Origin of the sequence: Thalassospira sp. CH_XMU1458, from assembly GCF_037027205.1 — a bacterium.
GTDB lineage: Bacteria > Pseudomonadota > Alphaproteobacteria > Rhodospirillales > Thalassospiraceae > Thalassospira > Thalassospira tepidiphila.
In genome coordinates this window covers 839,916-861,263 of record NZ_JAYMDW010000001.1, presented here as the reverse complement: position 1 = coordinate 861,263, position 21,348 = coordinate 839,916, and the positions used below count along the sequence as shown (strand labels likewise).

The following is a 21,348-nucleotide window of genomic DNA, read 5'->3' as shown; positions in this document are numbered from 1 at the left end:
GATTGGGTCGTGAATTTCGCAAATGCCACAAATTTACCCACGACTGGCAGGGTTATTTTCGTTATCGTTGTAATCTCGTTATTTTCAGGCATTTAGGTCCTGATACCCATTGATTATTTGACCGCCTTCCGGAACGAATTTCGCCATGCATCACAGCGTCCTGTTTGAGCTGTTTCTTATTCTGACTGCCGCAATCATTGCGGTGCCGATTGCGCACAAGCTGCGTGCGAATTCGATCATCGGCTTTCTGATTGGCGGGTTCTTTATCGGGCCGTTCGGCTTTGGCCTGATTTCCGAACGCGAAGACATTTCCACCGTTGCCGAACTGGGCGTGGTTTTCCTGCTGTTCATGATCGGGCTGGAGCTTTCGCGGGATCGTTTGCGGGTGATTGGCGGGCGGTTTGCCGGTCTGGGCGTTTTGCAAATTCTGGTGTCGATGGCAGCCCTTCTGGGGCTTCTGGTTGTCATGGAATTCCCGCTGCCGACGGCCCTGGTGATTGCAGGGGCCCTTGCGCTTTCATCGACCGCGATCATCCTCAAACAGCTTTCCGATGACAAGCAGCTTAATACCCGGTTTGGCCGTGCGGCCCTTGCCATTTTGTTATTGCAGGACGTGGCGGTTGGTCCGTTCCTGATCATGGTGCAGGCGGCAGGTGATGCCGGCACGGAAACCAGCCCGTGGATGAGCATCCTGCTTGGTTTCGGGTCGGTCGCGTTGCTGTTACTCGTCGGGCGGTATGTGTTGCCGCGTCTGTTTCGCTATATCGCGTCGCTCAAGAACCCGGAACTGTTTGCCATCGGCACGCTTTTTGTTGTGCTAGCCGCAAGCACATTGACCGAGGTTTCCGGGCTTTCAATGGCGCTGGGTGCGTTTATCGCCGGGGTGATGTTGGCCGAAACCGAATTCCGTCATCAGATCGAAGCCGATATCTCGCCGTTCCGCGGCGTGTTCCTGTCGCTGTTCTTTATGTCGGTGGGCATGTCGGTTGATGCCGACGTTGTTTATAACGAATTTGGCACCATCGTCATGTGGCTGGTGCTGTTGCTGGTGATCAAGACGGCGGTTTTGTTCGTTCTGGCACGCGCGATCCGGTTTGAAACCGGCCTTGCCATCCGGGTAGCCATGAGCTTGGCCGCCGGCGGTGAATTTGCCTTTGTGATGTTTGCCCTGGCCGCGCAAAATGGCGCGGTGCCGCTTGAAATGGCCGCCATGCTGATCCCGGTGGTGGCGATTTCGATGGCGCTGACCCCGACGCTTATCAGCCTTGGTCACAAGATCGAGGAAAAGCTTCATCCCAAGGAAGAAGACCAGCTTGGCAAGATTGCCGAGGAGTCCGAGGGCATCCACCAGCATGTTCTGGTGATCGGAAGCGGCCGTGTTGGCCGGGTTCTGGCCCGGTTGCTCAAGACGCGCAACATTCCGTTCCTGGTGCTTGATAGTGATGCACAGCAGGTTTCACGCGGCCGGGCAGAAGGCCTTCCGGTTTACTTTGCCGACGGGTCCAGACCGGAAACTTTCCGGGCGGCACACACGGATGAGGCAAAAATTGCGGTTGTTGCCATGGGGAACCCGCATGCGACCGAGAAGACGGTCGCCCTTTTGCGCCAGCATTACCCGCATCTGAAGATCTTTGCCCGCGCGCAGGACATCACCCATATCGGGCCGCTGTCGCGCCATGGGGCGGATGCCGCCATCCCGGAAGTTCTCGAAACCGGGTTGCGGTTATCCGATCACGTTTTGGCGGCGTGCGACGTGCCGCAGGAAGATATTGATGCCGAAATCGCCAAATTCCGCCGTGCGGACATGCTGTTGATGAACGAACTGGCGCCGCGCCCGCAGCGCAAACCGTCAGGTTCGGAGAATGCGGACAAACCGGCGAAGAAAAAAAACTGAAGACGTTACGGCCTTAGAACAAAAACCCCCGCGGCACGCTGCAGCGGGGGTTTTTCATTAGATCGCGTATCGAAACCGGCTTAGGCAGCGGTTTCAGAGTCCAGTGCATAGCCCGCCGCACGGACGGTGCGGATGATATCGCGCGTGCCCTTGACGTCATTGAGCGCCTTGCGCAGGCGGCGGATATGCACGTCGACTGTGCGGGTTTCGACATAGATATTCGGGCCCCAAACCGCGTTAAGCAACTGTTCGCGCGAGAAAACCCGCCCCGGATGTTCGAGGAAATAGCGCAGCAGACGGAACTCGGTCGGGCCAAGATGGATCGATTTTCCATTGCGGCTGACCCGGTGGGCGGCGAGATCCATTTCGATGTCGGAATAGATCAACTGCCCTTGTGGTTGCGCCGGACCGGACCGGCGCAAAAGCGCGCGGATACGGGCGAGCAGCTCGCCAATGGCAAACGGCTTGGTGACATAGTCATCAGCCCCGGTATCAAGACCGCGGATGCGGTCGCCTTCTTCGCCACGTGCTGTCACCATGATCACCGGCAAATCGCGGCTTTCAGGCTTGCGGCGGATCTGACGGCAGACCTCGATCCCCGACATCACCGGCAGCATCCAGTCGAGCAAAACCAGATCGACATGGGTTTCAGCCAGAATTTTCAACGCTTCGTCACCGTCACCGGCTTCGACAACCTGCATCCCCTCGCGTTCGAGGTTGTAGCGCAACATGGTTACGATTGCTGCCTCGTCCTCGACGATAAGAACCGTTGGGTCCATCTTCCTATGCTCCCGTGTCAGTCATTCGGTTCGACAACAGCGAAGTTCGCTGCGTCGTTTTTTGGCCGGTCAATCCCCGGCAGGTCTTCGCCCTTGATCCGGTAATAGATCGTTTCGGCGATATTGGTTGCGTGATCACCGATACGTTCGATGTTCTTGGCAATGAACAACAGATGGGTCGATGCGGTAATGTTGCGCGGATCTTCCATCATGTAGGTCAGCAATTCGCGGAACAGCGAATTGTACATATCGTCGACTTCCTGATCGCGTTCCCAGACCCGGTGGGCCTTTTCGGCGTCGCTTTCGATATAGGCATCCAGGACATCCTTGATGATTTCCTGGGCCAGCTTGGCCATGTTCGGGATCGCCTGAACCGGACGGATCGGCGGGATCTGGTTCAGCACCTGCGCGCGTTTGGCGATGTTTTTGGCAAGGTCGCCAATGCGTTCAAGGTCGTTTGACAGCTTAAGGGCCGTCACCACCTGACGCAGGTCATCTGCCATCGGCTGACGCAGGGCCAGAAGACGGACGGCAAAGTCCTGGACTTCCTGTTCGAGCACATCAATGCGCTGATCGGACAGGATGACTTTCTCGGCCAGTTCGGAATCGCGTTTGACGATGGATCTGATCGAGGAAATAAGCTGGCTTTCAGCAAGCCCGCCCATTTGCGAAATGATGTTGTTCAGACGGGTCAGTTCCTCGTCGAACGAACTTACGATATGGGTATGTTCATCAGCCATTTATGCGTACTCCTGGCGTCGCTTAACCGAAGCGGCCGGTAATGTAACCCTTGGTGCGTTCGTCCTTCGGGTTGGTAAAGATCTGATCGGTTTCACCGACTTCAACCAGCTTTCCAAGGTGGAAGAACGCGGTGCGCTGCGACACACGGGCGGCCTGCTGCATGGAGTGGGTCACGATCACGATCGTGTAGTTCGAACGCAACTCGTCTATCAGTTCCTCGACCTTGGCGGTCGCAATCGGATCAAGGGCCGAGCACGGCTCATCCATCAGGATGACTTCCGGGCTGACGGCAACCGCACGCGCAATGCAAAGGCGCTGCTGCTGACCACCGGAAAGACCGGTTGCCGGCGATTGCAGGCGATCTTTGACTTCTTTCAGAAGACCGGCACGTTCGAGCGAGGTCATGACGATTTCATCAAGCTCATCACGCGAATTGACCAGACCATGAATACGCGGGCCATAGGCCACGTTGTCATAGATCGATTTCGGGAACGGGTTCGGTTTCTGGAACACCATGCCGATGCGCGCGCGCAGCTGAACCACGTCGATCCGCTTGTCATAGATGTCGCGACCATCCAGGGTAACGTCACCTTTGATCGTCACACCGTCAATGGTGTCATTCATTCGGTTCAGGCAGCGCAGGAAGGTGGATTTACCACAGCCCGACGGACCAATCAGTGCGGTTACCTGCTGTTCGGGGATATCAAGGTTGACCTCATAGAGGGCCTGATTGTCGCTATAGAAAAGATCGAGCTTGCGCGCGGTCATTTTCGGGTTTTCGACCGACGGCTCCGCCGTCATTGCGCTCTGGGATACAGCAGCCATTTTACCACTTCCGTTCAAATTTTTTGCGCAGATACACAGCCAGTCCATTCATCAGGACAAGGAAGGCCAGCAACACCATAATCGCTGCCGAGGTTTTCTCGACAAAGGCACGTTCCGGGCTGTCTGCCCACAGATAGATCTGGACCGGCAGAACCGTTGCCGGGTCAAGCGCCCCGCCCGGAATATCAACAATAAAGGCCACCATCCCGATCATCAGAAGCGGTGCAGTTTCCCCCAATGCCTGTGCCATACCAATGATCGTGCCGGTCAGAATGCCCGGCATGGCGAGCGGCAAGACATGGTGGGTCACGGTCTGAACCGGTGATGCGCCAAGGCCAAGAGCGGCCTGACGGATCGATGGCGGCACCGCCTTGATCGCCGCACGCGATGCGATGATGATCGTCGGCAAAGTCATCAGCGCCAGCGTCAAACCACCGACAACCGGGGCCGAGCGCGGCAAATGCATGACATTGAGATAGACCTCAAGCCCCAGCAGACCAAACACGATGGATGGAACCGCGGCCAGGTTGTTGATATTAACCTCGACAATCTGGGTGAAGCGGTTCTTGGGCGCGAATTCTTCAAGATAGACCGCGGCCAGAACGCCAATCGGGAAGGACAATGCCAGGGTCACAAGCAGGGTATAGAACGAGCCGACAGCCGCGCCCCAGATACCGGCAAGTTCCGGTTCGCGGGAATCGCCACTGGTAAAGAAGCGGGTGTGGAACTGTTTTTCCACCGCACCGTCAGCAACCAGTTCGTTATACCAAGCGACTTCCTTGTCATTGAGGCGACGGTCGCCTTCGTCAACGGTGGGATCGATATAGCCCTTGTTGAGCATGTCGAAATCATCACCCGAGATCAGCCAGATGGTGCGCGTTTGGCCAATCAGGCTCGGATTTTCGAGAACCCGTTCGCGCAGATCATAAGATGCGCCGCCTGAAACGATGCCATAGAGATCACGCTTGTCACTGCGCGAGGTCACATCCGGGAACCGATCACGCAGCGCCTGTTTGATCAGAGCATCAAAGTTCGCGCGCCCGATCACGTCGGGATCGCCGGTCCGTTCCGGATCGATCACAGCCGGATCAAAGGTCACTTCGAGCTGGACATAGGTCTGGTAAAAGGCGCTGTAGCCTTTAGAGCCGATGGAAAGTGCCAGCGTGCAAAGCGCCAGCAGCGCCAAACAGATCGCAACCAGACCATAGCTTTTAAAGCGGCGTTCGGCCGCGTAACGTTTCTTGATGTTACGGGCGATTTTCGGGCTGTCCCAGTCAACCGGCTTGCGCAGATTGTCAGAGATCACTTTGGCCGCAGCTCTGTCTTCCATAAGAGATGCCATATCAGTCATATTTCTCGCGATACTTCTGAACAACCTTAAGGGCAAATACGTTCAGCCCCAAGGTGACAAGGAAAAGAACCAGCCCCAACGCGAAGGCCGAGAGGGTTTTTGCACTGTCGAACTCCTGGTCGCCGACCAGAAGCGTCACGATCTGCACGGTAACAGTGGTCACCGCCTGAAGCGGGTTCACCGTCATGTTCGCGGCAAGACCAGCGGCCATCACAACAATCATGGTTTCACCAATCGCCCGCGAAACGGCCAACAGAACCGCCCCGACAATACCGGGCAAGGCGGCCGGGAAAATCACCTGCCGGATGGTTTCCGATTTGGTCGCCCCCAATGCATAGGACCCGTCACGCAGCGATTTCGGCACCTGCGACATCACGTCATCAGACAGCGAGGACACAAACGGAATGATCATGATGCCCATGACAAGACCGGCGGCCAGCGCACTTTCCGAACTGACATCGAGGCCGAGCATCGCGCCATTGTCGCGCAAGAACGGTGCCACGGTGAGCGCGGCAAAGAAGCCATAGACAACCGTTGGCACGCCCGCCAGAATTTCAAGTGCGGGTTTGGCAACAGCACGAAATTTAGGCGCGGCATATTCGCCCATATAAATGGCCGAAAACAGGCCGACCGGCACCGCGACACACATGGCAATCAGCGTAATCAGCAAGGTACCGACAAACAGCGGAATCATGCCAAACGCCCCCTCGGACGCCACCTGATCGGCACGGATCGCGGTTTGCGGGCTCCATTCCAGACCAAACAGGAAGTCGAGCGGGTTGATCTTGCTAAAGAAATGCAGGGTTTCGAACATCAGTGAAAACACGATGCCGACCGTTGAAAGGATCGCAATCGCCGAACAGACAATCATGATCGCGCGCGAGATGCGTTCAACATTGTTGCGCGCGCGCATATCCGCTTCAATCCGTCGATAGGACAGGACAAGACCGGCAAGCGCAACCGACAGCATGACAACCACCAGCGCCGCATTGGCGATGGTTTGCAAGTTGGCAAGTCTGCGCCCGGCATCAACAATTTCCGGCGACACGGTGAGATGTTCACCGCCACCGGCGGCGATCTGGGAAATGCTGTTGAGCGCCAGCGACAGACGACCGGAGTCACTAACTACTTCCTGCGGCAGGTCCGACACGATCAGGGCTTCAATCACCGAGCCCTGGAACATGTACCAGATCAAAAGCAAAAACAGCGCGGGAAGCCCGCACCATGCTGCTGTGTAAGCCCCGTAGTGAACCGGCAAGGAATGAAGATTGCTGTGCCGGCCACCAGAAAGGGCAACAGCCCGCTGGCGTCCGAAATAAAAGGACAGCGCGCAAAGTGCGGCAACCGCGAGCAACAGGAAAGACAGGGACATTATTTGAGATCCGTTCGCCAGATGAGCCTGCAAAGATCAGTTCGTGAGGCCAATAGGACAGAAACAATATAGAAATCAATACAAGAAACAAAGAAACCGGTGGCAGCATTTGCTGCCACCGGTTGAAAGATCGCGTTACATGCTCAGCGGCGAAAGGTTCATCGCAGCGTTACGAACAGCTTCACGCTCAGCAGCATCCATCGGGATCAGGCCACGGTCAGCAAGGTAACCTTCGTCACCCCAAGCTTTGTCAGCGGTGAATTCAGCAAGATATTCCTTGATGCCCGGAATGGTGCCAACGTGCGCGTTCTTCACGTAGAAGAAGAGCGAACGGGAAACCGGATAGTCACCAGCAGAGATTGCTTCGAAGGTCGGAGCAACGCCACCGATCAGCGAGCCCTGAAGCTTGTCGCCGTTCTGGTCGAGGAAGGAGAAGCCGAAGATGCCAAGTGCATCATGGTTGGCTTCGAGTTTCTGAACGATCAGGTTGTCGTTCTCGCCAGCTTCGACATAGGCACCGTCTTCACGAACGCCAGCGCAGACAGCTTTGTGCTGGTCTTTGTTGGTGTCTTTAAGAGCGGCGATTGCCGGGAACTCATCGCAAGCTTCTTCGAGTACCAGCTCGGTGAAGGCATCACGGGTACCGGAGGTCGGCGGCGGGCCGAGAACTTCGATTTTAACGTCCGGAAGGCTCGGATCGATTTCAGCCCAGGTGCTGTACGGGTTGTCGATCAGCGACTGGCCGTCTTTGGACGGAACGGTTTTTGCCAGAGCAAGGAAGATCTGCTCTTTGGTCAGGTCGAGCTGCGGCGCAGCGTTGGAGTTCGACAGAACGATACCGTCGTAACCAACTTTAACTTCGGTAACTTCCGAAATGCCGTTCTTCGCGCAAGTTTCAACTTCGGACTTCTTGATGCGACGCGAAGCGTTGGTGATGTCCGGATGCTGTTCGCCAACACCGGCGCAGAACAGCTTCAGACCACCGCCAGAACCGGTAGATTCGATAACCGGCGTTTTGAAGGAGGTGGTTTTACCGAATTCTTCTGCAACTGCGGTTGCGAACGGGAAGACGGTGGACGAACCAACGATACGAATCTGGTCGCGTGCTTCGGCAGCGCCAGCAAAGGCAACGCTCATAAGCGCCGCAACAGCAAGAGTCTTCTTCATCATAAATTCCCCAATGGTAGTTCCACTTCGGAACGGTGCAACGATCTGCGAGGCGGACTCTACCGCTGGGTGCTTACGGTATTGTGTCGCTTTTGTTAACGTTATGTGACAACGTATCAGAGCAGTAAAAACAGCCAATTATTACCAATACAATCAATAAGTTAGTATTTTACGATAACCATCCGAAAACGGTGATTTTTCACTTCAACATGGCAAAATCGCGATTGTTTGCGAAAGGCTGTAACAAAAACTGTCACATTTCGCCCAAAGGTGGCCTTGGGCGTTGGGGAATGGTGTGAATTGACGATAATTGCCAGCTAACCCTTTACATGACCCCGTTTCCAAGCAACTCTTGTGCGTAGGGACCAAAAAATGCCGCGCACAAATGTGCGCAGCCATAACAGGAGCACTTGATGAGCAACGCTGCACTCGACGAAATTCAGGAACTGATTCAGAAGCTGTCTGGCGAACTTGGAGACATGTCAGAGGCTGCGTCGCGCCATATTGATGATCTGCATGTTGCGGTCAATAACGTCGCATCGCACGTTCTGGCGATCGAGGCCGTTCTGTCACTGGTGGCCCAGAAGGTCGAGGTTGACGAAGCCGAAGCAATCAAGTGGATTCGTGACAAGACAGCGGCCTATGCCGAAGACAGCAGCGAAAGCTCTGCCGCAGAAGGCATTACAAAAAGCCTGCTTGGCAAGGAAGAGTAAGGCGCCCAGTCGCACGGACTTACGAAATCAAAAGGACGGCAGAGGTTATTCTCTGCCGTCCTTTTTGTTTTCTGATGCGGGTTTGAGAAAACCTAGCCTGCCAGTTCGGTCGCCGTCATCCGGCCCCGCAGTTTTTCCGGCACCGGTCCACCCGCCGCCCAATCAAGGAGCTGCACCGTGTGCAGAACTTTAAGATCGTCGGTTTCGATCTGGACCATGCAGCCGATATTCCCCGTCGCCACCAGATCGGGCTGGGTCGCGCGGATATTGCCGCGTTTGCGTTCCTGAAGCTGACCGGCGATTTCAGGCTGCAACAGGTTATAGACCCCGGCAGAACCACAGCACAGATGGCCTTCGGCGATTTCAGCCACTTCATACCCGGCCTGTTTGAGAAGATCACGGGGTGGTCGGGTGATCTTTTGACCGTGCTGCATCGAGCAGGCCGAATGATAGGCAACACGGGGATTCCCGTGATTGGCCCCGGCAAACACCGTGGCATCGATATCAAGGCCAGCCAGATATTCGGTAATGTCCTTGGCAAGACCGGACACCGTCGCGGCCCTTTCGGCATAGGCCGGATCATGGCGCAGCATATGGCCGTAATCCTTGATCGTGGTGCCACAGCCCGATGCGGTGATTACGATGGCGTCAAGGCCTTCGCCCGCAGCCTCAGCCGTCCAGGCATCAATGTTGGCCTTGGCCTGCGCGTGGGATTGTTCTTCCTTGCCCATGTGATGGACAAGCGATCCGCAACAGCCAGCACCCTTGGCAACAACCACCTCGATCCCGAGCCGGGTGAGTAGACGAACCGTCGATTCGTTGATTTCGGTTTCAAGCACCTGCTGGGCACAGCCGATCAGGATGGCAACCCGGCCTTTGCGTTCGCCAACCGCCGGGATCACCTGTGGTTTATCGACCCAGCTTGGCGGATGCATCGGGCGTGCGCCCATCTTGACCATGCCCTTGAGCCGACCGGGCATCAGGCGCGCAAAGGGGCCGGCGAATTTCGCCCCGATCAATGACAGCCGGAACAGGGTCGGATTGGGCACAACAATCGATAGCAACTTGCGCAGCAAGCGATCACCTAGCGGGCGTTCATAGTTTTGTTCGATATGGGCGCGCGCATTGTCGATCAGGTGCATGTAATCAACACCAGAGGGACATGTGGTTGTACAGGAAAGACATGACAGGCAGCGATCAAGGTGTTTGACCACCTTTTCGGTTGCCGGTTTGTCATTTTCCAGCATGTCCTTGATCAGGTAAATGCGGCCACGCGGGCTGTCGAGTTCATCACCAAGGGTGACGAATGTCGGGCAGGTCGCAGTACAGAAACCACAATGCACGCATTTGCGCAGGATCTGTTCGCTTTCGGCGATCGCCGGATTTTCAAGTTGGGCAGCGGTGAAGTTGGTTTGCATTACGCGCCCTCCCCATTCAGTGACACTGGCGCAATCCGCCCCGGATTGAGAATCCCCTTGGGATCGAGGTTTTCCTTGATCCGGGCATTGATCCGGGCAAGTGCCGGGTCTTCGGGATGGAAGACCGGGGTGGCTTGACGGATTTCATCGGATGCGCGCACCAGATTGGCCTGCCCGCCGACATTGGCGACGATATCGCGGATCGTGCCCGCCATTGCATCAGGCGCACACGCCGCGTCAGATGCGGCAATCTGCAACCAGATCAGGCCACCGGCCCAATCCATCATCGCCCGACCACCGGTTTTTTCGATCAGTTGGGCACAGATATCCCCCCCGCTTGCCGGGGGCACCGATACCCGCCACAAAATGCTGCCGGTATTTTCCGATGCCACGAACGGCGCGACATTGGCGACGACCTTCCAGATGCTGTGGCTGTGACTTTCGGGGACTTCATGGCATTCGCCAAAACCGGCAAGCGCCCGGCACAGGGCATCGGCCCGCCATGCCACAGACGGCTTGGGACCTTCGACCCTCAGGGCCACAAGGCCACTGCCATATTCACCGGCCAGCGGCACATCAAGGTGCGGTGCATCTTCGGGGGCGATCCAGGCGGCGGCGGAGACCTCGTTTTCACTGCCCATGGCAATGGTCATCGCCTTGCCCGCCGCACGCGGGTCGCTGCAGGCGACAATCACGGTGGCGGATGTTTCGTCATTTGGCATGACCTTAAGCGTTACGGTATGCATCACACCCAGCGTGCCAAAGGAGCCCGCCATCAGTTTTGACAGATCAAAGCCGGTGACGTTTTTCATCACCCGGCCGCCGGATTTAAAATCCTCTGCCCGGCCAGAAACGGCTTCGAACCCCAGAAGGTGATCGCGTGCGGCGCCCACCTTGATCCGGCGCGGTCCGGCAAGGTTGCAGGCGACCAGCCCGCCGATGGTTCCGGCATCCGGCCCACTTGATCCATCCAGCAGGGCCGGGAAGTTTCCGGGCTCAAAATGGAATTGCTGATTTTTCTCGGCCAATGCCACCTTGATATCGGCAATCGGCGTTCCGGCACGCGCAGAGATCACCAGTTCTTCGGGCTGATAAAACAAGATCCCCGACAGTTTGGAGCAATCAAGCACTGCATTGGTCCGAACAGAATGGCCAAAGGCGCGCTTGCTGCCCGATCCGATGATTTCAAGCGGGGTTTCTGATCCAAGCGCCCAACCAACCGCGTCACGCAGCTGATCTGGCGTGGTGGGGGAAAGTACGTCCACCATAACTCTCTCTTTTCCTCTCCTGAGCCTAATCAATCGGATTTGCGGGAGCCGATTGACCGACCTTTGTTTTATCGTGTTTGTTTGTTGTTTCGTTTGATCACGCCTTAAGGGGCAGGACCCTAGAAGCGCGGGATGTCCGGGAACTTGTCGGCCACCGCCTTGGCATGCAGGGTTTTGAGCTCCCCACAGCCATGCAAGGTCGGGAATACCTTGCCGGGGTTGAGCAACTGGTCCTCGTCAAAGGCCATCTTGATGCGTTCCTGATGCTTCATGTCATCGATTGAGAACATCTCGCCCATCAGGTCGCGCTTTTCGACACCGATGCCATGTTCACCCGACAGCACCCCGCCAACCGCGACACAAAGTCTAAGGATGTCAGCCCCGAATGCCTCGGCCTTTTCAAGGTCGCCCGCCTTGTTGGCATCAAACATGATCAGCGGATGCAAATTGCCATCACCGGCATGGAAGACGTTGGCAACGCCCAGCCCGTGCTTTTTCGACAGGTCCTGCATGCCGGTCAGGACCTCGGACAGGCGACCGCGCGGGATGGTGCCATCCATGCACATATAATCGGGTGAAATACGGCCAATCGCCGGGAAGGCGTTTTTGCGACCCGACCAGAACAGCAGGCGTTCTTCCTCGTTTTCAGAAATGCGGGAATAGACCGCACCGCAATCCTTGGCGATTTTGCCAACCCGGTCGATCAGGTAATCGACTTCGACCTGCGGGCCATCAAGTTCGACCAGAAGAAGGGCTTCGACATCGAGCGGATAGCCGGCCTGAACAAATTCCTCGGTCGCCTTGATCGCCGGGGCATCCATCATTTCAAGACCGCCCGGAATGATCCCGGCGGCAATGATGGCGGCAACGCAATTGCCGCCTTCTTCGGATGAATTAAAGCCCAGCAACAGCGCACGCGCAGTTTCGGGTTTGCGCAGGATACGCACGGTGACTTCGGTCACGATGCCAAGAAGGCCTTCCGACCCGGTGATGATGCCAAGCAAATCATAGCCCACCTGATCAAGGCCCTTGCCACCAATGCGCAGGATTTCGCCTTCGATGGTGGCCATTTCAACCCCCAACACATTGTTGGTGGTAAGCCCGTATTTCAGGCAATGCACCCCGCCGGAATTTTCGGCAATGTTGCCGCCAATCGAACAGGCGATCTGGCTGGATGGATCGGGGGCGTAATAGAACCCCTTGTGTTCGACCGCGCGCGTGATGCCAAGGTTGGTGACACCGGGCTGCACGACGGCCGCCCGGTTGTCCCAATCGATATCCAGCACGCGATTGAATTTCATCATACTAATGGTGATCGCATCGGCCATCGGAAGCGCGCCACCGGACAAACCGGTACCGGCACCGCGCGGAACGACACGGATTTTATTGGTATGACAATATTTCAGGATGGCTGCGACCTGGGCGGTATTTTCCGGCAGGACCACAATCATCGGCAATTGCCGATAGGCCATCAACCCGTCGCATTCATAGGGCCTGAGCTGATCATCATCGACAATAACCCCGCCCGGTGACGGGATGATATCGCGCATGGCGGCGATAATGTCCTTGCGACGTGCAAGTGTGTGTTGATCAGGCTCAGGCATCCTAAGCATCGGTGGGTTACTCCGTTAATTCGACCAGCAGGTCCTTGGCTTCGACCTGTGTCCCGGCCGGGGCGTGGATTTTGGCCACGGTTCCATCCTTTTCGGCGTGAACCGCGGTTTCCATTTTCATGGCTTCGAGCGAGCACATCACATCACCCGACTTGATCTTCTGGCCCTCGGACACGTGGACTTCGACCACCAGACCCGGCATCGGTGCTGCGACATGCAGCTTGTTGCCATCTTCGGCCTTTGGTTTTGTCTTGCCCGTGCCCGCCAGTGTCTTATCGGCGACCTTGACGGTGCGGGGCTGACCGTTGAGTTCAAAGAACACGGTGCGGTTGCCCTCCTCGTCACCGGCCTCGGACGTGGTCAGATAGCGGATGACAAGGGTTTTGCCCTTTTCAAGATCGACCGAGATTTCGTCGTTCTGGTTCATCCCGTAGAAGAAGACCGGGGTTGGCAGAACCGAAACATCGGCGTTGTGGCTGCGGTGTTCGGCGTAATCAAGGAACACCTTGGGATACATCACATAAGATGCAACCTCGGCGTCAGAGATATTGCTGCGATGGGTTTTCTTTTCGATCTCCTTGCGGGTCGCTTCGAAATCAATCGGCGGCAATGATTTGCCCGGACGATCCGTTAGCGCTTCGGCCCCCTTAAGCACCTTGCGCTGCAGGGCGGGCGGGAAGCCACCGACCGGCTGACCGATTTCACCGCGGAAGAAGGAAATGACGCTGTCGGGGAAGGTAATGTCCTTTTTAGGATCAAGAACGTCTTCCTCAGACAAACCGGATGTCACCATCATCAAAGCCATATCGCCAACAACCTTGGAGCTTGGCGTCACCTTGACGACATCGCCAAACATCTTGTTGACCGCGGCATAGGCCTTGGACACTTCGGGCCAACGATCCTCGATCCCGAGTGCACGGGCCTGTTGGCGCAGGTTGGTGTACTGGCCGCCCGGCATTTCATGGACATAGACGTCCGAGGTGCCGCTTCGGATATCGCTTTCGAAACCAGCGTAATAGCGACGGATCTGTTCCCAATAGGTCGAGATTTCCTTGAGCGCCTCGGTCTTGAGCCCAGGATCACGCGGCTGGCCGATATAGTTATTGGCGATTGAGCCAAGGTTCGGCTGGGACGTCAGGCCCGACATCGAATCCATCGCCGCATCGACCGCATCAACACCGGCATCAATGGCGGCAATGACAGTCGCGGCCGAGATGCCGCTGGTGTCGTGGGTATGGAAATGGATCGGGATATTGACGGTGTCCTTAAGCGCTGTGATCAGCTCGGTCGCAGCGGCCGGACGCAGCACACCCGCCATATCCTTAAGACCGAGAATATGGGCCCCGGCAGACTCAAGTTCGCGGGCCATATTCACATAGTAATCAAGGTTATATTTCGGGCGGTCCTTGTCATAGATATCGCCGGTGTAACAGATGGTCGCTTCGCAAAGTTTGTCGGTTTTAAGCACCGATTCCATCGCGACCTTCATGTTTTCAACCCAGTTGAGGCTATCAAACACGCGGAAGACATCCATGCCGTGTTCGGCCGCCTGCTTGACGAAGTAATCGACTGCATTATCGGGATAGTTGGTATAGCCAACCGCGTTCGAGGCCCGCAGCAACATTTGCGTCAGGATATTTGGCACGCGTTCGCGCAGCTTGACCAGACGATCCCAAGGGTCTTCTTTCAGGAAGCGCATGGCAACGTCAAACGTCGCCCCGCCCCAGCATTCGATTGAAAACAGTTCCGGCAGACCATGCGCGTAATAAGGCGCAATTTCGAGCATGTCATAGGTGCGCATGCGGGTCGCCAGAAGCGACTGATGGGCATCACGCATGGTGGTGTCGGTCATCAGGACGCGTTCCTGATCCTTCATCCAGCGCGAGAAACCCTCTGGCCCCAACTGATCAAGCTTTTGCTTGGTGCCCGGGCGGATTTCGCCAAGATCGATTGATTTTGGCATCACCGGATCATGCAGATTGGTCGGCACCACGCGGCCTTCGACTTCGGGGTTGCCGTTGACCGCAACCTCGCCGATGAAGCGCAGCAGACGGGTGGCACGGTCGCGCCGGCGTACGAACTTGAACAGATCGGGCGTTTCATCGATGAACCGCGTGGTGTATTCACCGGCGCGGAATTTCGGGTGATTGATCAGGTTTTCAAGGAAGGCCAGGTTGGTGGCAACACCGCGAATACGGAATTCGCGAAGTGCGCGGTCCATACGATCCACCGCCTCACGCGGGGTGCTGCCCCATGCGGTGACCTTTTCCAGCATACTGTCATAGAACGGCGTGATTACTGCGCCGGAATAGGCCGTGCCGCCATCCAGACGAATGCCAAACCCGTTGGCCCCGCGATACACCTTGATGATCCCGTAATCGGGGACAAAGTTGTTTTCCGGGTTTTCGGTGGTGATACGGCATTGAAGCGCATGATCGCGCAGCTTGATCTTGTCCTGCCAGGGGATACCGGTTTCGGACGGGAAACCGATGCGCCCCCCCTGGGCAATCAGGATCTGTGCCTTGACCAGATCAAAGCCGGTGACGCATTCGGTAACGGTGTGTTCGACCTGAATGCGCGGGTTGACCTCGATAAAGTAGAACTTGGATGTATCGACATCCATGAGGAATTCAACCGTGCCGGCATTGACGTAATTGGCCGCCTTGCCAAGGCGGATCGCGGCGTCACAAATCTCGGCACGCTGATCATCATCGAGATAGGGTGCAGGGGCGCGTTCAACCACCTTTTGGTTACGGCGCTGAACCGAACAGTCACGTTCATAAAGATGCACGAGGGTGCCGTGATTATCGCCAAGCAGCTGGACCTCGACATGGCGGGCGCGGCGGATCAGTTTTTCAAAGTAAACCTCGCCATTGCCAAAGGCGGCCTCGGCTTCGCGGCGTGCTGCCAGCACCTGACCCGACAGGTCCTTGCCATTTTCGATAACCCGCATGCCACGGCCACCGCCGCCCCAGCTGGCTTTGAGCATCAGGGGATAGCCGATTTTCTCGGCGATGCGGGTGACTTCTGCCATGTCTTCGGGAAGCGCGCTTGAGGCGGGCATGACCGGCACACCAGCACTTTCGGCCAGATTACGTGCAGATACCTTGTTGCCAAGGGTGCGCATGACTTCTGAGTCCGGGCCGATGAACTGAATGCCGGCCTCGGCACAGGCATCGGCGAATTCGGGATTTTCCGACAGGAAGCCGTAACCGGGATGGATCGCATCGACATCGGCATCGCGTGCGACACGCAAGATGTCTTCGATATCAAGATAGGCGCGAATGGGCTTGTTGCCCTTCCCCACCGTGTAGCTTTCATCCGCCTTGAAACGGTGAAGGGCGAAGCGGTCCTCGTCAGAGAAGATCGCAACTGTGCGAATGCCAAGTTCGTTGGCGGCTCGCAGAACACGAATCGCAATCTCGCCACGGTTGGCGACCAGAAGTTTACGGATACGCTTTGGTGCTGAACGCGTCATGGACACCGGGCTCCTACCACAATTTCCTGGCAGGAACGTGCCTGTGCGCGCCTGCCAAAACCAAGTGAAACGCCACGATATGGTCCCGGAATGCGTTGCGGTGCGGGATGCCTGCAACGCCATATCCATAGTGGCGATACGGGATGCCAGCACGCTGAGATCTTGTGCAATGCATCCAGAGCTTTTGGCGCCCGGTGGGCAGGCGACGGTTCTGGTATATGCGCATTGCCCTCTCCCTGTCAAAGCATGATCTCGTAAATTGGTATTACCAATTATTGGAAATCCCGACCAGTTTCTTTTCACCATGCGGAACAGCTCAGCCCGGCCTTCTCAATCAGGGCGATGGGAAAACCGCGATCTTTCAGCGACTTTTGGCGCGGATATGCTATTGTCCGCGATCAGAAAAACGGAAATTCCCGAAACGGTTACGCCCATGCCGAAGCTCAATCTTCGACTAAAGTTTTTGCTGCTCTCGATCCTGCCGCTGGTTCTGGCGGCATCTGCGATCTCCTGGCTGGTGTTTGCCCAGGCCGAACGCCTGGCCGAGGCCGAGATCAGGACCTTTGAACGCAACATTCTTCAGGCCAGAAAGGACGAGCTGAAAAGCTACCTTGAGCTGGCGATGAAATCGATCGACCACATCTATTCGGTGGCAAGCCCGCTGGATGCGGTGTCAAAAGAACGTGTGAAAGCGATCATCGAAGATCTGTCTTATGGCGAGGATGGATACTTCTTTATTTATGACCGCGATGGCACGGCCCTTGTCGATCCGCCGCAGCCCTGGCGCCTTGGCCGGACCTATTGGAACCTGCGCGATATCAATGGCAACACAGTCATTCAGGGCCTGATTTTCAATGCGGAAAAGGGTGGCGATTTCATGCGCCATGTCTGGGAAAAGCCATCGACCGGGGAGCCGACCGAAAAGATCACCTATTCCCTGATGCTGGATAAATGGGACTGGATGATCGGTACGGGCATTTATATCGACGATATCGCCGAACAGGTCACCGAGATCGAGGCCGAGGTTTCCACCCATATCCGCGAAACCACCATGTCGATCATCGGGGTGACGATCCTTGCGGTGTTGCTGGTGGGGATATCGGGCACGGTGGTCACATTGTCCGAACGCAAACTTGCCGACTCAAAGCTTAAGGAACTGACCCACCGGGTGGTCGATGTGCAGGAACAGGAGCGCCTGCGCGTGTCGCGCGAGCTGCATGACGGGATCAGTCAGATATTGGTTTCGGTCAAATATGCGGTTGAAACCGCGATTGCACGCATCACCCAGAAACGTGACAACGCGATCGAGCCCATGGAAAAGGCCGCCAACCGATTGCAGGACGCCATCCATGAAGTGCGGCGGATTTCGCGCGATTTGCGCCCGGCCGTGCTTGATGATCTTGGCCTGAAGCCCGCGATCGAAAGCATGTGTGCCGAACTTCAGGACCGGTCCGGCATCCTGATCGAGGTGAAATGCGACAATGTTGACGGGCAGCTTGATATCGACAAGAAGACAACGCTGTATCGCGTGTTGCAGGAGACGCTGACCAATATCGAACGCCATGCCGATGCGACGGTGGTGAAAATTTCGATCAAACGCGAAGGCAGCAGCATCATCATGCGCATTGCCGATAACGGTGTCGGGTTTGAAACCAACCGCTATATCCGCAACCGCGATCCGCGGGCGGGCATTGGTTTGCGCAACATGCGCGAACGCATGGAATTCCATGGTGGCGGGCTTTCGGTGCGCTCCGAACCGGACGACGGGACGAAAATCACTGCATTTATTCCCGCCAACAGCCAGAATGCCCTACCCCATGACGCTATCAGCGGTTAATCTGATGACGCACAACCCGACAGTCACGCGACAGGAACTCGTTTGATCCATGACCAATGCCACCATTGCCAACGAAGTTTATTCCACCCATCGGCCATTGCGGATTTTGCTTTGCGACGATCACGCGCTTGTCATGGATGGCATCCGGTCGCGACTGGAATGTTTTGAACATATCAATATCGTTGGCGAGGCCGGCAACGGGGCCGAGGCATTGACCATGGCCGGTGACCTGCATCCTGATATTGTCCTGATGGACATTTCGATGCCGGTGATGAACGGATTGGAGGCCGCCGAAAAGTTCCGTGAAACCCTGCCTGATACCAAGGTTGTCATCCTGTCGATGCACGAAAACCCGGAATATCTGCGCACCGCCCAGCAGGCCGGTGCAAAGGGCTTTATCCTGAAAGATGTGTCATCCAATGACATGGTGCGTGCGATTGAAACCATCGCCAATGGCGGTGAGGCGTATAGTTCCACATTCGATCGCATCAGTGATGGCGAAGACAGCAACAATGACGGCGTGCCGTTGACATCGCGCGAACGCACGGTTTTGCGCCTGTTGGCCAAAGGGGCGAGCAACAAGCACGTTGCCCGCGAACTTGATATCAGTGTACGCACGGTGGAAACGCACCGCCGCAATATCAAGCGCAAACTTGATATCGACAGTTCGGCCGGTCTTGTCCGCTATGCCATTGAAAAGGGTCTGGTAACGCTGGATTCTGCGAGCTGAAATCAGAAACGGTCCGCGCATGTGACGTGGTCATGCATGACTATGAAATGATTTCACATTCTGATACGGTAGATTAGCTCGAAAACTGGACTCATTATATTCTTTATACCTGCGTAACAGGGACTGACCGACAACCGGATCAGCCCGTTGTCATGGGTGGCACGCGTGAACCATACAACAAGCTATACATTCCGACCCGAACTTGCGCGATGCCGCGAATGTGGTGTGCGGAAATTTGCCCTGTTCAACAACCTGACGGATGAGGATTTCAAACTTGTCCATATGCCGGTTGAAGACATCACCCTGCCCAAACGCAATACGCTTTATAATGCCGGTGATCAGGCGCAATCGATTTTCACGCTGCGCAGTGGCTTGATCAAACTTGTCCATTACCTGCCGGATGGCAATCAGCGGGTGGTGCGCCTTGTCAAACCCGGCGGCACCATCGGACTTGAGTCCCTGGTCAGCGAATGTTTCACCCACCACGCCGAGGCCCTTCAGGACAGCAAGCTGTGCCGCATTCCGATTGCGGTGATTGAAAAGCTTGATCGCGAAAGCCCGCGTTTGCACAAGCAGGTGCTTAATCGCTGGCATCAGGCGGTAATGGAATCCGATAACTGGCTGACCCAGATGTCGACCGGTACGGCACGAGAACGGGTCGCCCGGCTTTGCCTGTTTTTACATGATGATGTGACCGAAACCTGCACCCTTCCGGGGCGCGAAGATATTGGTGCGATGCTTGGCATTACCACCGAAACGGCCAGCCGGATCATCGCCGATTTCAGACGTCATGACCTGCTGGAATTCAAATCACGCAATGTCTTTGGGCTTGATCTTGGGGGCTTACGCGAAGTTGCGGGAATGGACGCCGCGGATGACGGCAATTACGCCGACTGATCCCCGACAAATCCTATCTTGCGGCATCCTGCAAGACGGTCTGAAAGGCCGAGTTCGGCCCACAGGCCAGTGACAGCTTTTCATATTCCTGCGGCGTATCGATCCGTTTGTGTTTTTCCGCACTCCGCCTGCGAATATCGTTCAGCCGTCTTTTGAAATCCCGGCCATATTCCGAAATCAGCCGCCGCATGGCGCGTTGTGCATTGTCCGCGGGCATCGGGAACATGGCACCGACCTGTCTGACGACATCATTGACCAGATCATCAAGGGCGGCACGAATGTCGGCCTCCATGCCTTGATTGATCTTCACATGTTCGCCTTCGTGGGCGTAAACCACATCATATTCGCAGGTACCGCGTTCAAGCTCGGACGCGATATAGACCAGATGTTTGACGACATCGACCTTGGGATTGACCCGCACCGGATCAAGGCAATAACGGCCAAAGCCGACTTGGCGCGGTTCAAAGCGCATATCGAAAGATGCCTGAACTTCATATTCGGTGAGGCCCGTCACGAGAAAACGCGGACTGCCCCCGGCACGGCTGTTGAGCCAGCGCACCGAGCGGTGCCGATCAAGCATCGGATCCATGTGATTGAATTCAAGGAAGGCTTCGGGCGCACTGATCGGCGCACAGATGCCTTGGGCACGGGCCAAATTGGGAAGAAACAGCAGCGCAGCCAGAACGATCAAAAGCGCGCACAAGATGCAGCCTTTTCCAATCTGATCATTGCGTTGCCCGAAAGCTGGCAAACCGTTTCTCCTGGCTTTAAAGAAAACGCTGCGCACAGAAACACCCGCACGCAGCGTTTGCGATATTCCCTTTACGCGCAACGATCAGACATGGCTCACATGATCAGCGCAATCGACGCAAAGCGGTGTGGTCGGATCGAATTCGAGGCGCTTGGCGGCAATCGGTTCGCCGCAATTGTGGCAATGACCGTATTGGTCATCATCCATGCGCTTGAGGGTTTTTTCAATCTGCTCCAGCTCGACCACGCGGCGGCGTTCCTGTTCAAGATGCATTTCCTGATTTTGCAGGGCATCCATCCGCGACAGACGACCGACCGCCTGCTGATCCAGTTCGACCGGCTTGCGATAATCTTCCGAGTGGGTTGAATGAGCCAGAATCTCGGCGCGTCTTTCCTCCAGCCGGGTGCGCAATTTCGCAAGATCAATGTCTGTTCGATCCGTCATCCGAAACCTCATTATACGTTGTTGTTCTTAGCTATTAATATGGGTGCAGTGATCCCTCTTTCGCCAATGC

Annotated in this window: 17 protein-coding genes; 5 read left to right on the top strand and 12 right to left on the bottom strand. The window is 56.2% G+C overall.

The window, feature by feature from the left end:
* The first annotated feature begins 145 nt into the window (after positions 1–145).
* Positions 146–1,894 carry a cation:proton antiporter domain-containing protein gene (locus WBY09_RS03870; protein ID WP_286792858.1) on the top strand — a complete coding sequence of 583 codons (1,749 nt, stop codon included), beginning with the start codon at positions 146–148 and terminating at the stop codon, positions 1,892–1,894.
* 80 nt (positions 1,895–1,974) lie between these two features.
* Here the strand turns inward: WBY09_RS03870 and phoB are convergent, their stop codons facing one another.
* The 6 genes from phoB to WBY09_RS03840 form a co-directional block, all read right to left on the bottom strand.
* A complete protein-coding gene (gene phoB / locus WBY09_RS03865; protein ID WP_008888332.1) occupies positions 1,975–2,673 on the bottom strand; it encodes a phosphate regulon transcriptional regulator PhoB in 699 nt (232 codons plus the stop codon).
* A 17-nt stretch (positions 2,674–2,690) separates the two neighbouring features.
* Entirely contained in the window at positions 2,691–3,413 is a 723-nt protein-coding gene (gene phoU / locus WBY09_RS03860) for a phosphate signaling complex protein PhoU (protein WP_008888333.1), read from the bottom strand.
* Between the two features lie 22 nt (positions 3,414–3,435).
* The gene (pstB, locus tag WBY09_RS03855; RefSeq protein ID WP_008888334.1) at positions 3,436–4,239 is read right to left on the bottom strand and encodes a phosphate ABC transporter ATP-binding protein PstB; all 804 of its coding nucleotides are present in this window, start codon (positions 4,237–4,239) and stop codon (positions 3,436–3,438) included.
* Between the two features lies 1 nt (position 4,240).
* Positions 4,241–5,590 (bottom strand): phosphate ABC transporter permease PstA, encoded by a 1,350-nt coding sequence (pstA, locus tag WBY09_RS03850; RefSeq protein ID WP_197146065.1) that lies wholly within the window; start codon positions 5,588–5,590, stop codon positions 4,241–4,243.
* Positions 5,583–6,962: a phosphate ABC transporter permease subunit PstC gene (gene pstC, locus WBY09_RS03845; protein ID WP_197146066.1), complete on the bottom strand. Its 1,380-nt coding sequence runs from the start codon at positions 6,960–6,962 to the stop codon at positions 5,583–5,585. The genes pstA and pstC overlap by 8 nt, the downstream gene beginning before the upstream one ends.
* 135 nt (positions 6,963–7,097) lie before the next feature.
* Complete coding sequence (locus WBY09_RS03840; protein WP_197146067.1) at positions 7,098–8,132, bottom strand: PstS family phosphate ABC transporter substrate-binding protein; 1,035 nt, start codon at positions 8,130–8,132, stop codon at positions 7,098–7,100.
* Positions 8,133–8,542: 410 nt separating this feature from the next.
* Here WBY09_RS03840 and WBY09_RS03835 point away from each other — a divergent pair, with 410 nt between their 5' ends.
* Complete coding sequence (locus WBY09_RS03835) at positions 8,543–8,842, top strand: hypothetical protein (RefSeq protein WP_008888338.1); 300 nt, start codon at positions 8,543–8,545, stop codon at positions 8,840–8,842.
* A gap of 92 nt (positions 8,843–8,934) precedes the next feature.
* Here WBY09_RS03835 and glcF read toward each other — a convergent pair whose 3' ends face one another.
* From glcF to pyc, 4 genes are all read right to left on the bottom strand, one after another.
* Entirely contained in the window at positions 8,935–10,260 is a 1,326-nt protein-coding gene (gene glcF / locus WBY09_RS03830; protein WP_336232038.1) for a glycolate oxidase subunit GlcF, read from the bottom strand.
* Entirely contained in the window at positions 10,260–11,528 is a 1,269-nt protein-coding gene (gene glcE / locus WBY09_RS03825; RefSeq protein ID WP_336232037.1) for a glycolate oxidase subunit GlcE, read from the bottom strand. The genes glcF and glcE overlap by 1 nt, the downstream gene beginning before the upstream one ends.
* A gap of 119 nt (positions 11,529–11,647) precedes the next feature.
* On the bottom strand, positions 11,648–13,132 hold the full coding sequence (locus WBY09_RS03820) for an FAD-linked oxidase C-terminal domain-containing protein (protein ID WP_336232366.1): 1,485 nt from the start codon (positions 13,130–13,132) through the stop codon (positions 11,648–11,650).
* Between the two features lie 16 nt (positions 13,133–13,148).
* A complete protein-coding gene (gene pyc / locus WBY09_RS03815) occupies positions 13,149–16,619 on the bottom strand; it encodes a pyruvate carboxylase (protein WP_008888342.1) in 3,471 nt (1,156 codons plus the stop codon).
* Between the two features lie 433 nt (positions 16,620–17,052).
* On the opposite strand from pyc, the gene WBY09_RS03810 reads away from it, so the two are divergent.
* The 3 genes from WBY09_RS03810 to WBY09_RS03800 all read left to right on the top strand — a co-directional run bounded on the left by WBY09_RS03810 (position 17,053) and on the right by WBY09_RS03800 (position 20,083).
* Positions 17,053–18,456 carry a cache domain-containing protein gene (locus WBY09_RS03810; RefSeq protein ID WP_008888343.1) on the top strand — a complete coding sequence of 468 codons (1,404 nt, stop codon included), beginning with the start codon at positions 17,053–17,055 and terminating at the stop codon, positions 18,454–18,456.
* 49 nt (positions 18,457–18,505) lie between these two features.
* A complete protein-coding gene (locus WBY09_RS03805) occupies positions 18,506–19,186 on the top strand; it encodes a response regulator transcription factor (protein ID WP_296987480.1) in 681 nt (226 codons plus the stop codon).
* 165 nt (positions 19,187–19,351) lie between these two features.
* On the top strand, positions 19,352–20,083 hold the full coding sequence (locus WBY09_RS03800) for a Crp/Fnr family transcriptional regulator (RefSeq protein WP_336232036.1): 732 nt from the start codon (positions 19,352–19,354) through the stop codon (positions 20,081–20,083).
* A 13-nt stretch (positions 20,084–20,096) separates the two neighbouring features.
* Here the strand turns inward: WBY09_RS03800 and WBY09_RS03795 are convergent, their stop codons facing one another.
* Together WBY09_RS03795 and WBY09_RS03790 are read right to left on the bottom strand one after the other, a co-directional pair.
* The gene (locus tag WBY09_RS03795) at positions 20,097–20,834 is read right to left on the bottom strand and encodes a hypothetical protein (protein ID WP_336232035.1); all 738 of its coding nucleotides are present in this window, start codon (positions 20,832–20,834) and stop codon (positions 20,097–20,099) included.
* Positions 20,835–20,918: 84 nt separating this feature from the next.
* Positions 20,919–21,278: a TraR/DksA family transcriptional regulator gene (locus WBY09_RS03790; protein ID WP_064779891.1), complete on the bottom strand. Its 360-nt coding sequence runs from the start codon at positions 21,276–21,278 to the stop codon at positions 20,919–20,921.
* Positions 21,279–21,348 lie beyond the last annotated feature (70 nt).

Coding starts and splice junctions, on each gene's coding strand:
- glcF (WP_336232038.1), bottom strand. CDS start 10,260: ATGCAAACCAACTTCACCGCTGCCCAACTTGAAAATCCGGCGATCGCC.
- WBY09_RS03870 (WP_286792858.1), top strand. CDS start 146: ATGCATCACAGCGTCCTGTTTGAGCTGTTTCTTATTCTGACTGCCGCA.
- glcE (WP_336232037.1), bottom strand. CDS start 11,528: ATGGTGGACGTACTTTCCCCCACCACGCCAGATCAGCTGCGTGACGCG.
- pstC (WP_197146066.1), bottom strand. CDS start 6,962: ATGTCCCTGTCTTTCCTGTTGCTCGCGGTTGCCGCACTTTGCGCGCTG.
- WBY09_RS03840 (WP_197146067.1), bottom strand. CDS start 8,132: ATGATGAAGAAGACTCTTGCTGTTGCGGCGCTTATGAGCGTTGCCTTT.
- pyc (WP_008888342.1), bottom strand. CDS start 16,619: ATGACGCGTTCAGCACCAAAGCGTATCCGTAAACTTCTGGTCGCCAAC.
- WBY09_RS03820 (WP_336232366.1), bottom strand. CDS start 13,132: ATGCCTGAGCCTGATCAACACACACTTGCACGTCGCAAGGACATTATC.
- phoU (WP_008888333.1), bottom strand. CDS start 3,413: ATGGCTGATGAACATACCCATATCGTAAGTTCGTTCGACGAGGAACTG.
- phoB (WP_008888332.1), bottom strand. CDS start 2,673: ATGGACCCAACGGTTCTTATCGTCGAGGACGAGGCAGCAATCGTAACC.
- WBY09_RS03810 (WP_008888343.1), top strand. CDS start 17,053: ATGCCGAAGCTCAATCTTCGACTAAAGTTTTTGCTGCTCTCGATCCTG.
- pstB (WP_008888334.1), bottom strand. CDS start 4,239: ATGGCTGCTGTATCCCAGAGCGCAATGACGGCGGAGCCGTCGGTCGAA.
- WBY09_RS03805 (WP_296987480.1), top strand. CDS start 18,506: ATGACCAATGCCACCATTGCCAACGAAGTTTATTCCACCCATCGGCCA.
- WBY09_RS03835 (WP_008888338.1), top strand. CDS start 8,543: ATGAGCAACGCTGCACTCGACGAAATTCAGGAACTGATTCAGAAGCTG.
- WBY09_RS03790 (WP_064779891.1), bottom strand. CDS start 21,278: ATGACGGATCGAACAGACATTGATCTTGCGAAATTGCGCACCCGGCTG.
- pstA (WP_197146065.1), bottom strand. CDS start 5,590: ATGACTGATATGGCATCTCTTATGGAAGACAGAGCTGCGGCCAAAGTG.